Origin of the sequence: Cellulosilyticum ruminicola JCM 14822 (genome assembly GCF_001311925.1) — a bacterium.
GTDB lineage: Bacteria > Bacillota > Clostridia > Lachnospirales > Cellulosilyticaceae > Cellulosilyticum > Cellulosilyticum ruminicola.
The window spans coordinates 25,523-40,143 of record NZ_BBCG01000031.1 but is presented as its reverse complement, the minus strand read 5'-3'; the positions used below and the strand labels follow the sequence as shown (position 1 = coordinate 40,143).

The 14,621-nt window shown below is 33.0% G+C and carries 16 protein-coding genes and 1 pseudogene; all 17 read left to right on the top strand.

What is annotated here, in order from left to right; all coding sequences use genetic code 11:
• Window positions 1-344: 344 nt before the first annotated feature.
• The 17 genes and pseudogenes from JCM14822_RS11285 to mgsA all read left to right on the top strand — a co-directional run bounded on the left by JCM14822_RS11285 (window position 345) and on the right by mgsA (window position 14,603).
• Complete coding sequence (locus JCM14822_RS11285) at window positions 345-560, top strand: transposase (protein WP_054742420.1); 216 nt, start codon at window positions 345-347, stop codon at window positions 558-560.
• Window positions 561-660: 100 nt separating this feature from the next.
• Complete coding sequence (locus tag JCM14822_RS11280; RefSeq protein ID WP_054742419.1) at window positions 661-912, top strand: hypothetical protein; 252 nt, start codon at window positions 661-663, stop codon at window positions 910-912.
• 84 nt (window positions 913-996) lie between these two features.
• A complete protein-coding gene (locus JCM14822_RS11275; protein WP_054742417.1) occupies window positions 997-1,197 on the top strand; it encodes a hypothetical protein in 201 nt (66 codons plus the stop codon).
• Between the two features lie 185 nt (window positions 1,198-1,382).
• Window positions 1,383-3,347, top strand: a complete 1,965-nt coding sequence (locus JCM14822_RS11270; protein WP_054742415.1) for a cellulase family glycosylhydrolase — start codon at window positions 1,383-1,385, stop codon at window positions 3,345-3,347.
• A 271-nt stretch (window positions 3,348-3,618) separates the two neighbouring features.
• Window positions 3,619-4,524 (top strand): transposase, encoded by a 906-nt coding sequence (locus JCM14822_RS11265; protein ID WP_054742412.1) that lies wholly within the window; start codon window positions 3,619-3,621, stop codon window positions 4,522-4,524.
• A 75-nt stretch (window positions 4,525-4,599) separates the two neighbouring features.
• A complete protein-coding gene (locus JCM14822_RS25025; RefSeq protein ID WP_157047726.1) occupies window positions 4,600-4,710 on the top strand; it encodes a transposase in 111 nt (36 codons plus the stop codon).
• Between the two features lie 200 nt (window positions 4,711-4,910).
• Window positions 4,911-5,606, top strand: coding sequence for a RadC family protein (gene radC / locus JCM14822_RS11260; protein ID WP_242861491.1), 696 nt, complete (start codon window positions 4,911-4,913; stop codon window positions 5,604-5,606).
• A 102-nt stretch (window positions 5,607-5,708) separates the two neighbouring features.
• Window positions 5,709-6,719 carry a rod shape-determining protein gene (locus JCM14822_RS11255; RefSeq protein WP_054742408.1) on the top strand — a complete coding sequence of 337 codons (1,011 nt, stop codon included), beginning with the start codon at window positions 5,709-5,711 and terminating at the stop codon, window positions 6,717-6,719.
• Between the two features lie 139 nt (window positions 6,720-6,858).
• Window positions 6,859-7,581 (top strand): rod shape-determining protein MreC, encoded by a 723-nt coding sequence (mreC, locus tag JCM14822_RS11250; RefSeq protein ID WP_054742406.1) that lies wholly within the window; start codon window positions 6,859-6,861, stop codon window positions 7,579-7,581.
• Between the two features lie 79 nt (window positions 7,582-7,660).
• Window positions 7,661-8,095, top strand: a complete 435-nt coding sequence (mreD, locus tag JCM14822_RS11245; protein WP_278287211.1) for a rod shape-determining protein MreD — start codon at window positions 7,661-7,663, stop codon at window positions 8,093-8,095.
• A gap of 14 nt (window positions 8,096-8,109) precedes the next feature.
• The gene (locus tag JCM14822_RS11240) at window positions 8,110-8,763 is read left to right on the top strand and encodes a hypothetical protein (protein WP_054742402.1); all 654 of its coding nucleotides are present in this window, start codon (window positions 8,110-8,112) and stop codon (window positions 8,761-8,763) included.
• Window positions 8,646-11,198, top strand: coding sequence for a penicillin-binding transpeptidase domain-containing protein (locus JCM14822_RS11235; protein ID WP_306307338.1), 2,553 nt, complete (start codon window positions 8,646-8,648; stop codon window positions 11,196-11,198). The genes JCM14822_RS11240 and JCM14822_RS11235 overlap by 118 nt, the downstream gene beginning before the upstream one ends.
• 10 nt (window positions 11,199-11,208) lie before the next feature.
• Window positions 11,209-11,901, top strand: a complete 693-nt coding sequence (locus JCM14822_RS11230; protein ID WP_054742398.1) for a septum site-determining protein MinC — start codon at window positions 11,209-11,211, stop codon at window positions 11,899-11,901.
• A 31-nt stretch (window positions 11,902-11,932) separates the two neighbouring features.
• Entirely contained in the window at window positions 11,933-12,730 is a 798-nt protein-coding gene (minD, locus tag JCM14822_RS11225) for a septum site-determining protein MinD (protein ID WP_054742396.1), read from the top strand.
• A gap of 17 nt (window positions 12,731-12,747) precedes the next feature.
• Window positions 12,748-13,034, top strand: a pseudogene (gene minE / locus JCM14822_RS11220) (cell division topological specificity factor MinE).
• 91 nt (window positions 13,035-13,125) lie between these two features.
• Window positions 13,126-14,193, top strand: a complete 1,068-nt coding sequence (gene rodA / locus JCM14822_RS11215; protein ID WP_054742394.1) for a rod shape-determining protein RodA — start codon at window positions 13,126-13,128, stop codon at window positions 14,191-14,193.
• Between the two features lie 14 nt (window positions 14,194-14,207).
• The gene (gene mgsA / locus JCM14822_RS11210; protein ID WP_054742393.1) at window positions 14,208-14,603 is read left to right on the top strand and encodes a methylglyoxal synthase; all 396 of its coding nucleotides are present in this window, start codon (window positions 14,208-14,210) and stop codon (window positions 14,601-14,603) included.
• The last annotated feature ends 18 nt before the right edge of the window (window positions 14,604-14,621 follow it).

Sequence of the window (14,621 nt, the reverse complement as noted above, 5' to 3'; positions counted from 1 at the left end):
GCATATCATGATTTAGGTTATTTTGATACAGCGTTTCTTCGCAAATTACAAGAAAACATTTTTTTATTAGTCGCATCAAGACAAATTTAAAGCTCTATAAAGCAGTTTCAGAAACGTATGCTATCTATAAAAGACTATATTTAAAGGAACTCTTTAGTCAAGACAGTGATTCTATTGATCAACAAGTTTATATTGGTACAGAAAGTTGTAATAAGTTAAAAGTTCGTTTAGTAGGCAATAAGCTTTCTGATGAAATTGCAACTAAGCGTATCAAAAAGGTAATTATCCAAAATAAGGGTGAAGATATTGACTCACATAAGCGTCAGCTTTTACATTGAAATCTTATGATTACTAACATCAGCAAAGAAATCCTTAATACATCTATTATTACAGAGCTTTATCGTATAAGATGGCAAATAGAACTTCTTTTTAAGGTTGTAAAAAGCACCTTTTTCCTAGATAAAATGCATGTAGATAAAACTAAATATGTAGAAGCAATTCTTTATGGGAAACTTCTAGGAGCATTACTTACAATGCCACTTTATGATAGTGTAGATTAAAGCATACTTAAGAGTCAGGGGAGAGGCGTAAGTATACAAAGATTTTATACATTACTGCTTGTAGACTTATCTCAATTTTATACACTAAAAAGAATCACATATGAAAACACAACAATTATTAGGAATTGTTATGAGTTTATTAATGCTTGCAGGAAATGTTACTTCTGTTTATCATGGTACAGCAACAATGAGAAATGTGACACCAGCACAACTTGCTAGTGAAATGAATGTAGGTTGGAATCTAGGAAATTCTTTAGATGCTGATGGTAGAGCAGCTATTAATGCTTTAAATAATACATTCATTAGTGTAGTTAGAAAAACAGGGGGAATAATGCTAAAAGATGTCTTGTAATTTGCCCTTATGGTAATAATGGGAAATCAAATGGACTTTCAGGTTTTGAACTACCAAATGACCCTAATATTATGGTAGCAATTCATGCTTATACCACCATATGGCTTTACATATATTCCAGAAGGTAATCCAAGTTGGGCAACATCAGTTAGGGATGGTTCGCAAAAATATACAATTGAAGATGTGATGAGCAGATTAAATGATAAAATTGTACGCAAAGGGGTACCAGTACTTATTACTGAATTTGGTGCAGTTAATCAGCCTTTTTTTAAACTTATTAAGTAAAAGTACATTATATGATTTTTTATATAACATTTCGATTATATTGTGTTGAAATTTTCGAATTATTTTAATATAGTATAAACACATAAAGGTAGAAATAAACAATAAAACATCAAGAAAGAGAAAAAAATAATTTAAATTGCTAGTGTTGCAAAAAAAATAAAAATTATATATTAAGGGGTGTAAAAATGAGAAATATAAGATGGTTAGGAATTGTAATGAGTGCCTTAATGATGGCTGGCAGCGTAAGTTCACTTTATGCAGCAACAGGTACAATGCGTAATTTAACACCAGCACAAATTGCTGCTGAAATGAATGTAGGTTGGAATCTTGGAAACTCTTTAGATGCATATGGTTTACATTCACTAAGTGATGAAACTTATTGGGGAAATCCTAGAACAACAAAACAAATGATTGATACTGTTAAAGCAAAAGGCTTTAATACAATTCGTATTCCAGTATCATGGGATGAACATATGAGTGGAGCACCAAATTATACAGTTGATACAGCTTGGATGAATCGTGTACAAGAAGTTGTAGATTATGCCATTGATGATAATATGTATGTTCTCTTAGATACACATCATGAAACAAATTGGTTAAAGCCTGATAATGCCCATGCTGCATCATCAGAAAAACAATTAGCAGCACTTTGGACACAAATTGCTGAAAGATTTAAAAATTATGATGAACATTTACTTTTTGAAGGTATGAATGAGCCGAGAATCGTAGGCAGTAGCAAAGAATGGAGTGGTGGAGAGGCTGAAGGCAGAAGTGTAGTTAACTCATTAAATAAAGCTTTCATCAATGCTGTTCGTAAAACAGGTGGTAACAATAGTAAACGTTGCCTTGTTGTATGTCCTTATGGCAATAATGCAGATACAGATGGACTCATTGGTTTTGAAATTCCAAGTGACCCTAATATTATGGTAGCTGTACATGCTTATACTCCATATGGCTTTACATATGTACCAGAAGGTAATCCGGATTGGGCAACAGCTTACTGGAATGGTTCATTAAAAAATACAATAGATGATGTTATGAATAAAATTAATCAAAATCTTGTAAGTAAAGGGGCAACAGTACTTATTACAGAATTTGGTGCAGTTAATAAAGGAAATGATAGTGAAGTTGTTAAATGGACAAAAGATTTCATGGGTACTGCTTCTAAATACGGTATCAAATGTGTTTGGTGGGATAACAACCAACATCAAAGTGGTAATGAAAAATTTGGTATATTAGATCGTAATTCATGTACTTGGACAAGAAATAGTGTTGTAGATACGATTATACAATGTGGTGGTAAAGGTGTTACACAAAATCCAGGACAAACAACAGATCCAACACCTTCTGATACAACAAATAAAAATTATGCAACTTTAAATGATGGCTGGTATTACATTAAAAATACAAATGCACAAAAATACTTAGAAGTTACAGCAAGTGGCAATGGTCAAAATGTACAAATCGGTACAGGTACAGGTGTGGAATCACAAAAATGGTATTTAAAAAATGTAGGTAACGGTTATGTAACACTTAAAAATGGCACAGGTTATATGTTAGATGTAGACTACGGTAAAAATGAAAATAATACAAATATTCAAGTTTACTCAGCAAATGGTGCAACTGCACAAGAATTTAAATTAGCTAAAACAAATCAAAACAATGTATATGGCATTGTGACAAGATGTTCAGCAGATACAAAGAGCTTAGATGTTGCTTCAAAATCTACAGATAATGGTGCAAATGTTATTCAATATGCTTATCAAGGTGCAAGCAATCAAACATGGGTATTAGAATCTTGCAATGGTAGTAGCACATCAACAGGTACACAAACAGAAAGCTCAACAACAGTGACATCAGACGCTGTGAAAGTTAAAGTAACATCAGATTGGGGTGCAGGTGCAGTTGCGGATGTAACAATTATAAATACAACAGGCAAAGACTTAAATAACTGGACATGTACATTTACAAGCAGTCGTCCAATTACATCAATCTGGAATGCAACAATTGTAAGTAAGAGTGGTAATACCTATACTGTAAAAGCACCAGAATGGCAAGGAAATCTTTCAAAAAATGGAAGTTTCACTTTTGGCTGCCAAATGGCTCAAGGAGATAGTAATGTAACAGTTTCAAATGTTACATTAAAATAAATAAGTAGCATAACGTAGTGTGTAAATAGAGTAGTGGAGTTTTTAATCCACTACTCTATTTGTGTATGTGTATATAAAAATTTTATATAGGCTAAACTATTATTACAGGATTATTGCTAGACTGTTTTGTAAAAATTTAAATAATGTAACAAAATAAAGGTTCATCACCATGAACTGTGCTGGACTAAATACCAAATTTTACAGATAAAAAATACATCTGGTGTCATATACTCTAGTAAGTGCGAACAAACTTAAATACGGAGAACTTCAGATGCACTTACATGATATTAATACACTATTAAATCTTCAAGGGGTATTTATTACTCATATTACTGAACCTATTGAAAATACAGTGTATATTACCTTAGAACCTACAGATTTACATCAGTCATGTTCTATCTGTGGAAATATCTATACTATCAGACATGGTAAATCTAAACCTAGACATGTAAGACACCTTAATTTATTTGAAAATTATACGATACTCATTTTACAGACTATTAGATTAACTTGTAGTGAATGCGGCTTAAATTTTACTTGGGAGTATAGCTTTGAAAAAACTAAATCTAAGTATACTAATGCCTTCAAAAATAAATTAGTCAAGTCTATTGACGGTGGAACTGTTAAGCATTCTGTGAAAAATCTTAACGTACCATATACTTCTGGTGAACGTTTTATTAAAGAAGCTTTATCTACTATAATTCCTATTATGCAAAATCAAGTTTTAGATACTGCTATCAATAGTTCTAAACTTGCTATTGGTATTGATGATTTTGTGATTAGAAAAGGACATACTTACAACACTGGTATTTATGATTTAAGAAATGGTGCACTTTTAACAGTTGTTCGTGGACGTAAGTATGATGAATTAATCACTAATAAAAATCTATGTGAGATTGTTAATATAGTGTCACCTTTTGCAGTAGTGATGAATCTAGCAAAAATTTATCATAACTTTGTTAAAGAAGTTTTTCCTACCGCTATTCGCATAGCAGATTGCTTTCATGTAAATCGTTATATAACAGATGCTTTACATTCAATTCGAAAAAGAGTTAGTAAAAAATTAAATACTTACCAATCTAAATTTCTTAAACAAAACAAGAAACTTTTAGAAAGACGTAATGATTCTCTTACTAAGGCTGAACAAACTTTGCTTGAAAGAATCCTACAACTTTGAATTAAAAGAATCTTATTGGTTTAAAGAAGCTCTAATTGAATGGTATGATTATAACAATAAAACAAATGCCATGAAATTGCCAACTATCATCAATGCCGTTTTACAAATGTTGCTGTTGAAGGTAAAAATAATAAAATCAAAGCACTTCAACGTAGAAGTTATTTCTTAAGAAATAGACAAAGTTAAGAGCATCGTATTTATCTAGAATGTAATAGTGAGTTTTTACTTAATAATTAGGCTGTCAAGAACACATTTTTGTGATGAGCCAAAATAAATGTATAAAATAAAATAAGTAAGGCAAGTATTAAAAGGAATTGAAAAATGAAACATGCATTAATATTTTTAAGCAGCCAGTAATATGTATAAAGGGGATGAGCAATTTGAAGATGCAAGATTATCCCATAGAAGAAAGACCTTACGAAAAATTTCAGCATTATGGGAGTAGCGCTTTAACAGATACAGAGCTATTAGCTATTTTGTTACGTACAGGTACTAGTAAAATGAATGTTATGGAACTTTCAAGAACACTTTTAACTTACTTTCAAGAAGCACCGTTAAATGGCAAACAACCATCACTGCTTACGCTATACCAGTTTTCTTATGAAGAGCTTCAAAAAATCTCAGGAATAGGACAGGTTAAGGCTATTCAAATACTAGCTTTAGTAGACTTATGTAAGCGTATGGTTAAGACTCGTTATAAACAAGGACAAAAAGCAAATTCACCAGCTTCAATTGCAGATTATTTTATGGAAGAATTAAGACATAAAAGAGAAGAATGTTTTATTATTGTTTTCTTAGATGCTAAGTGTAAAATGCTGGGAAATGAAGTGATTTCTACAGGGAGTTTAACTGCGTCTATTGTACACCCAAGAGAAGTATATAAATGTGCAGTTCAAAGGTCTGCACATAGTATTATAGCGCTTCATAATCATCCTAGTGGAGACCCTACCCCAAGTGAAGAAGATTGCCAAATTACAGGCCGTTTAAAACAGGCTGGCGACATCATAGGTATTCCGCTTTTAGACCATATTATTATAGGGGATGGAATTTATTGCAGCTTAAAAGAAGAAAGTTATCTGTAATTGTTGAAAAGCGATTAAAAAAAGGTTATTATGGTAAATATGAGATTTTGTTAAAAAATGACCATAAACAATGATATAGATTTAATGTAGGAGGAATATATAATGTTTGGAAAAGATATGGGTATTGACCTTGGAACAGCCAACACTCTAGTTTTTGTAAAAGGGAAAGGTATTGTTGTAAATGAACCATCAGTAGTTGCAATTAAAGAAAAAACTAATGAGGTTCTCGCAGTAGGTGATGAAGCGAAACAAATGATTGGTAGAACACCTGGAAATATTGTAGCGATTAGACCACTTAAAGATGGTGTTATTGCAGACTTCGCTACAACATCAGCTATGCTTCGTTACTTTATTGGCAAAGCATATAAACAATCATTATTTTCTTCAAAACCACGTGTAATCGTTTGTGTACCATCAGGTGTTACATCTGTAGAAAAACGTGCCGTTGAAGAAGCAACAGAAAAAGCAGGAGCTAAAAAAGCACTTATCATGGAAGAACCTATGGCAGCAGCTATTGGTGCACATCTTCGTGTTGAAGAACCAACAGGAAACATGGTAGTTGATATTGGTGGCGGAACAACAGACGTCGCAGTTATTTCATTAGGCGGTATTGTAGCAAGTAAATCACTTCGTATTGCTGGTGATGAATTTGATGAGTACATCGTTTCTTACATTAAACGTGAATACAATTTAATGATTGGTGAAAGAACAGCAGAACAAATTAAAATCAACATTGGGGCAGCTTATCCAAACGGTGAAGATGAAACAATGGAAATCAGAGGACGTGACCTTGTAACTGGTCTTCCAAAAGTATTAACGATTACATCAACAGAAGTAACAGAAGCAATCAAAGAGCCAGTTAATGCAATCATTGATGCAATTAAAATGACACTTGAAAAAACACCACCAGAACTGGCTGCTGATATTATGGAAAGTGGTATCATGCTTACAGGTGGAGGGGCTCTTTTAACAGGTCTTGATACACTTATCAGCCTTGAAACAGGTATGCCGGTTAAAATTGCAGAGGATCCACTTGACTGTGTAGCAAAAGGAACAGGTTATGCATTAGAGGATATTGAAAAGTGGTCAGCTATCTTTGCTGATGATAAATAAAACAAGGGGAGAGTGCCTTGAAACTTGATAAAAAATTAAAAAAGTAGGAATCATAGTAGGTGGAGTTGTTATAGCGGTTCTTATAGTAGGAAAAGCCTTTCAAATTCCAGTTTTAAGTACAGGTGTAAACTTTGTACTTATGCCGATTCAAAAAGGAATTACCTTTGTAATCGATAAAACCACTAATTTCTTTGGATATTTCGGGGAAATTGATGCTTTGCGTACAGAAAATAAGAATTTAAAAGAAACAAATGAAAAGTTGTTCTATGAAAATACAATTTTATCTCAGTATGAAGAAGAAAATAAAAATCTTAAACAACTTCTAGAAATGAAAAACCTATATCAAACTTACGAGGGTATAGGTGCCAATGTGATTGGCAAAGATTCTAGCAATTGGTATAAAGTAATTACTATTGATAAAGGCACTGCTAGAGGTGTAAAAGAAAATAGTGTTATTTTAGCTAATGGGGGCCTTGTAGGGCATGTTTGGGAAGCTTCAGAGCTCACTTCTACAAGTACGACAGCAAATAGTTCAAAGGTACTTTCTATCATAGATGACCGAAGTTCAGTAAGTGCGGAAGTTGCACGTACTGGTGATGTAGGTATCGTAAATGGTGATATTGAACTGGTAAATGAAGGACTATGTGTACTTGAAATTAATGTGGAATCAGAAGTTATTAAAGGGGATCAAATTGTAACATCACATTTAAGTTCAATTTATCCTCCAGGCATTCCAATAGGGACAGTAGAAGAAGTTGCAGATGGGAAGAATGGGCTTACACGATACGCTTATATTAAACCTTACGTAGATTTTAAACATTTAAAAAATGTTTTAGTCATTAACTATAAACAAGGAGAGTAGATTATGCGTTCATTTGTCATTGGTACCCTATTAGTTGTGGTACATATTTTAAGTGCTACATTATTTCAGTATTTAAAAAATTGGTAATGTTGCACCTAATTTTATGATTATGTTAATAGTGTCTTTTGCTCTTCTTCGTGGTAATAAAGAAGGTAGCATTATTGGAATCGTAGCAGGATTATTACATGATTTAAGCTTCAGTATGACAGTTGGACCGACAGCTATTATATATGGACTTATTGGTTATGTATGTGGTACGTTTAACAAAAACTTTTATCGTGAAAACTTTATTTTACCTTTTATTTGTACTTTATGTAGTAGTTTGTTTTATAGTATAACTTGCATATTTTCATTTATGCTTCGTGGTAAATTAAATATTATTTTCTTTATGAAGTCTATTGCTATACCTGAAATGATTTATACAATTACTTTATCTTTAATTGCTTATCAAATCACATATTTAATTAATGAAAAGCTAGAAATGAGCGAACGCAAAACAAGAAATATCTTTTAAAGGGAGGAGTAGCTATGCATAAGAAATTAAGCAGGCTACTCTTTTTTTACTCTAAAAAAACCAATGAAAATAGGCGTATTTGGGGTATGGGAGTAGCTGTGGTGATTTGTTTTATTGCTTTAATTGTACGTTTTTATCAATTACAAATTATTTTACATGAAACTTACGTAGAAGACATGCGTCAGACTACTCAGAAGCAAATAACATTACTTGCCCAGCGAGGACAGATTTACGATCGCTATGGGAAACCATTAGCAACTAATCAATCCATTTCAAATCTTTATTACACTGCTTTAGGTAACTTAAGTGATACAGAGCTTAATACACTTTTATTACAACTTATTTATTTACTTGGAAATAATGGAGATACTTTTATTGACGAAGTTCCCATTTCTTTAAATAGACCTTTTCATTATACGAAAGGGAAAAATCTTTTAAACCAATTTACTTATCAAATTCCATATAATAATGAAGCACAACGAAAAATATTATTAACGTATACAGCTGATGAAATGATAAATTACTTGGAAAATATTTTTAAGATTCCTAAATCATTAACACCTATAAGGCACGTCAGCTCATTGCACTTAGAAGTCAAATTTATAGCCATGCCTATAGAAAGTATGAGGATGTTTGTCTGGCTAAAGATATTTCAGAAGAAACTATAAGTTATTTAAATGAATATGAAGATAGATTTCCTAATTTAGTTATAAACTTAGAGGAGAAACGCTTTTATCCTTTAGGGAATATGATGAGTAACATTATAGGATATACAAGCGGGCTGACACAAAATCAATATGAAAATCTAAAAAATCAAGGTTATGGGTTGTCAGATGAAGTAGGACAAATGGGTGTTGAAAAAAGTTTTGAAGAAGTTTTAAAAGGCAAAAAGGGAAGTGCAACTATTGAAGTAGACAATATGGGACGTCAAAGACAAAAAATAAGTGAGATTCCTAGTGAAAAGGGTGAAGATATTTATTTGACTATTGATGCTACTTTGCAGCAAGATGTTTATAAAGCTGTAGAAAATAGATTAAAAGAAGCACTTGTTTTGAAATTAAAATCTCCACAGCTTTATAATGTCAGTGGATATGATATGCTAGTAGCACTTATTAAAACTCATCATTTATCATTTGAAAGCAGTGGGAAAGACACTGTACATTTAAATGTACTTATAAAAAGTGTTGAAGAGGCCTATAAGCAAATCGATCCATTGATGCGTCAGAAGATTAGCGAAGAAGAGATTGTAATCAATAAGATGGCAGAAGCTCCTCATGGAGAAGCATTTATTCATGAAGTATTATTAGCTTTAAATGAATTAGGTGTGTTAAAGTTTGATAAAAATGAGCAAACTTTAGTAGAAAGTGAGGAAAAAATTGATTTAGATGCTCTTTTTATTAAACAATTAGAAGAAGGAACACTTACGCCAGGACAGATGAATATCGATCCTTTTAACTGTGTTGCGGCTATGGTAGATATACGGAGCGGGGAAGTTTTAAGTTTAATAGATTATCCTTCTTATGATAATAATCAAATGTCTGCCCAGTCTAATAAGTATTTTGAAAAGCTTAATACAGATCCTAGAAGTCTTTTGTGGCAACGTTCACTGAAAACACTCAAGGCACCAGGTTCAACTTTTAAGATGATAACAGCTTTAGCAGGTTTGGAAGAAGGTGTTATAAAACCTGAAACAGTTATTGATGATGTGGGAATTTACAAAGAAGCAGGTAAGCCTTATCCTAAATGTTGGTATTACACGAATACAGGAAAAGGACATGGTCCTTTAGATTTAAAAGGAGCTATAGGTGCATCTTGTAACTATTATTTCTATGAAGTGGCCCACCGGTTAGATGGAGAAGAAGATGGTATTAATATTCTAAGTAAATATATGAAGACATTAGGATTAACTGAATCTACAGGTATAGAGCTAGAAGAGCTGATGCCGAATCCTTCAGTACCTGATATTGTAGTAGAAAATAAGATAGGACAGCTGTTGCAGCAGTTTGCATCGGCTAGTCAATCTAAGCAAAAAGAAATGATTGCGAATGAAATAGTAGAAGTTAACAAATCTTTTAATCTAGCAGATGAAAATATAAAGGATGAGATGGCAAGCACCTTGTATAATCAGCAACTAAAGATATATGTTGTCCCTGTACTACAAGAGACTTTAAAAAAACATTATGATGCGTTATTAAGTGAAATGACAAAGCAGGTAAAAGATTATGTGGTAATGCATCAAAAGGATTTAACTAAGCAGCTAACACGAGAGGTGATTTTTAATAAAAATTTTGGCAGTCGTAATGAAAGTGTTTATAAGGCTGTTTGTAATTTAGTTGAAAAAGGTACAGCGCATACATCTGATGCGGCAATTGAGAAAGTATTAGATGAAATAGATACAAACACTTTATTAGATGCTTATGAGAATGCACTTTTAAAAACTTATAGACAATTAATTAGGCAGGATGGCAAAAATGAGGATGCTAAACAGCTAGAAATGCAAATAAAATATTTAGATGATCAGGAAAAAGAAATAAGGAAGAAACTTCTAACAAAAGTTAGACAAAATTTGTTAAATGTAATTGTCAATAACTTGCTAAATGGTGTAGAATTAAATTGGACAGAGGGCATTACCGTAAGAACAGCTATTGGTCAAGGATATAATGCATTTTCACCTCTTCAAGTATTAAGATATGTAGCGGCCCTTGCTAATGGCAAGAAATTGCAGCCACTTACACTTATTCAAGGTGGAAATGCAGGAAAAGAAGAGGTTTTAGGGCTCAGCTATGAGAATATAAAGGCTGTTCAAGAAGGTATGTTAACTGTTACAACAGGTGAAGAAGGAACAGCAAAAGGGCAATTTGATAATCTTCCTTTTAAAATAGCAGCTAAAACTGGAACGGCTGAGGAAGGTAGTCATGAGCATAATTATATAGTGGCATTTGCACCTTATGAAAAACCTGAAGTTGCACTCATTGTGGCAATTTATAATGCAGATGGATTAGGTAGATATAGTACATTAATTGCAAACGATATGCTATCTAGTTATTTTGGATTACAAAACCAACAAGAGAGTATCACCTTAGCAAATACATGGATGGAATAAGGGGGAAGAGATGAGGGAGGAAAATCTTGTTGTTTTTAAAGGAACAGTAGATGGAATCATTGTATTTATTGACCCAAAAGCAGATTTTGAAATAGTGTTACAACACTTTAAAGCAAAACTTGAAGAATCTAAAAAATTCTTTAAAGGAACTAAGGTTAGTGTACGTTTCAAAGGAAGAGTGTTAAGCGAAAGAGAACAAGGAAAACTTTTAGAAATCTTAACTAATCAAGAAAGTATTCATATTTCTTTTATTCATCCTTTTGAAGGTGAAATAAAAGAAGAAAAAACGGAGATGTTATGGGTAAGAGAGCAACTACGTAGTTTTGAAGGCTCTATGACACATTTCCACTATGGCATAGTACGTTCAGGACATCATATTGAATATAGAGGAAATGTAGTGGTCTTAGGAGATGTGAATCCAGGAGGACTCATTAGTGCTGGGGGGAATGTCATTATACTTGGCGCTCTTAAAGGAAAAGTGTGTGCAGGCTTAGATGAAAAAGTACCGCATCCTTTTATTGTAAGCACTTCTATGGCACCAATCCAAATAGGAATTCGAAGTGTGATTGCTAAAGCGCCAGAAGGTGATGCAGAAGCGCTTTATAGAAAAAGTGAAAATGGTCCACTTATTGCTTACTTACAAGACGGGCAAATTTATATGGATCAAATTGATTTAAAAACATTAAATCATATGTTAAAATAAAACTAAAACTAAACGTAATGGGGGACTTAAGATGAGTGAAGTAATAGTAATTACCTCAGGTAAAGGTGGAGTTGGTAAGACAACAACTTCAGCCAATGTAGGAACAGCATTAGCATTACAAGGAAAACGTGTAGTGTTAATTGATGCGGATATCGGGCTTAGAAATCTCGATGTGGTTATGGGACTTGAAAATCGTATTGTATGTGACCTTGTTGATGTCGTAGAAGGCAGATGCAGATTAAATCAAGCATTAATTAAAGATAAAAGATTTGAAGGGCTTTATTTATTGCCAGCAGCTCAAACAAGAGATAAGAATGCAGTAAGTCCTGAACAAATGAAAAAGTTATGTGATACACTTAGAGAGGATTTTGACTATGTATTAGTGGATTGTCCTGCTGGGATTGAACAAGGATTTAAAAATGCTATAGCTGGTGCTGACCGTGCGCTTATTGTTACAACACCTGAAGTATCAGCTGTAAGGGATGCAGATCGTATTATCGGACTTTTAGAGTCTAATGGTGTGTCCAATATGCATCTTATTATTAATCGTGTCCGTATGCATATGGTAAAACGCGGTGACATGATGGCTGTAGAAGATGTAGTAGGATTTTTAGCAGTAGGACTTATTGGTGTTGTACCAGATGATGAAAATATCGTTATTACAACCAATAAAGGAGAACCAGCAACAGCAGAAGGAACTTCTTTAGCAGGTAAGGCATTTAGAAATATTGCAAGACGTGTTTTAGGAGAAGAAGTCGCTTATATTGATTTAAATACAAGTCATAATATTGTAGACCGAATCAAAAAGGTTTTTGGATTTAGTAATTAAAAAAGAAGGTGAAAGCAGTGGGGAGGCTAGATTTGAGTAGTTTGTTTGGAAAAAAGAATAATAAATCAAGCGAAGTGGCAAAAGACAGGCTTAAGCTGGTATTAATCCATGACCGTATGAATTGTTCCACAGAATTATTAGAAATGATGCGTACAGATATTTTGGCCGTGATTTCTAAATATGTAGATATTGATACGGAAGAGCTAAATATACAGATTTCTAATATGGAATATGAAGAGGATGGTAAGAAGGCACCTATTTATCTGCAAATATTCCTATTAAAAATTTAAAAAAGGTTAAATAGCATATCTATTGAATAGATAGAAAGGAAAATATTAATTTAAAATGCAGATTAAAGAAATATTTAAAAGAATTGACTGGTGCCTTATAGGCTGATGTTTGCACTAGTGGGTGTAGGGATTGTCGCCATTAATAGTGCAACGGCTTATTCTGGTAATATAGAAGTTGTTGAAATGCAGATTTTATATTTCTCAGTCGGTTTAGTATTAATGTTGATTGTTATGTCCTTTGATTATCACTTTATAGGTAACTGGTATATGATTATTTATGGTGTGACCATTGTATTATTACTAGCAGTTATTTTGTTTGGACATGAAGTAAATGGTGCTGCAAGGTGGATTAAAATTGGACCAATTCAGTTACAACCTTCAGAGTTTGCTAAAATTACAGTGATTTTATGTAATGCAAAGCTTATTGCTAAATATAATAAGCGTATCAATTTATTGTGGCCAGTGTTAGTAATTGGCGGTGTGGCGTTTGTTCCATTTATTTTAGTAAATAGACAGCCAAATTTATCGACTAGTCTTGTAATTTTAGCTATTTTAGTGATACAATTATTTGTAACAAAGTTAAACTTCAAATATATAGCAACAACGATGGTGGTAGGCATCTTGCTAGTAACAATAGCTTTCGTGTATATTGTAAATAATCCCGACCAAAAAATTATCGAGGATTATCAACGTAAACGTATTGTGAATATGATTAACGGTGGTGATAGTCAGTCAGATAGTTATCAAACAGATCGCGCTGTGCATGCTATAGGATCAGGTGGACTTAAGGGTAAAGGATTATATAATGGTTCAATTAGTCAACTAAATTATTTACCTGAATCACACAATGATTTCATTATGGCGGTTATAGGCGAAGAGTTTGGGTTCATAGGTGTCCTTGTTTTAATTACGCTATTATTGCTCTTTATAGGACGAGGGTTGTTTATTGCTGGACGAGCGCCCGATGATTTAGGTAAGTTTATAGTAGTTGGTTACATAGGTATGATTGCAATCCAAGCTTTTGTAAATATTGGGGTTGTAACAGACCTTTTACCGAACACAGGTGTACCGATTCCATTTATCAGTTATGGTGGTAGTGCCTTATGGGCAAACATGATTGGTATGGGCCTTGTTCTCAATGTTGCAATGAGCAGAGAAGATACTTTGTTTTAAAGGAGGGTTGTAAAGTGAATGTAGCATTAATTGCACACGATGCAAAAAAGAAATTAATGGAGAATTTTACAATAGCGTATAGACATATTTTAACTAAACATACTTTATATGCTACTGGTACTACAGGAAGACTTGTAGAAGAAGCCACAAATTTAAACATTTATAAGTATTTAGCAGGGCATTTAGGTGGTGCACAACAATTAGGTGCACAAATTGCACATAACCAAATTGATATGGTTATTTTCTTAAGAGATCCAGTATCACAAAAACCTCATGAACCTGATTTAGGAAGTATTGAACGTTTATGTGATATTCATAATATACCTATTGCAACAAACTTAGCAACTGCAGAGCTTTTAGTAAAAGCTTTAGAACGTGGCGACTTAAGTTGGCGAGAGGTTATGAGATAAAAAAGACTTTTTTAAAGT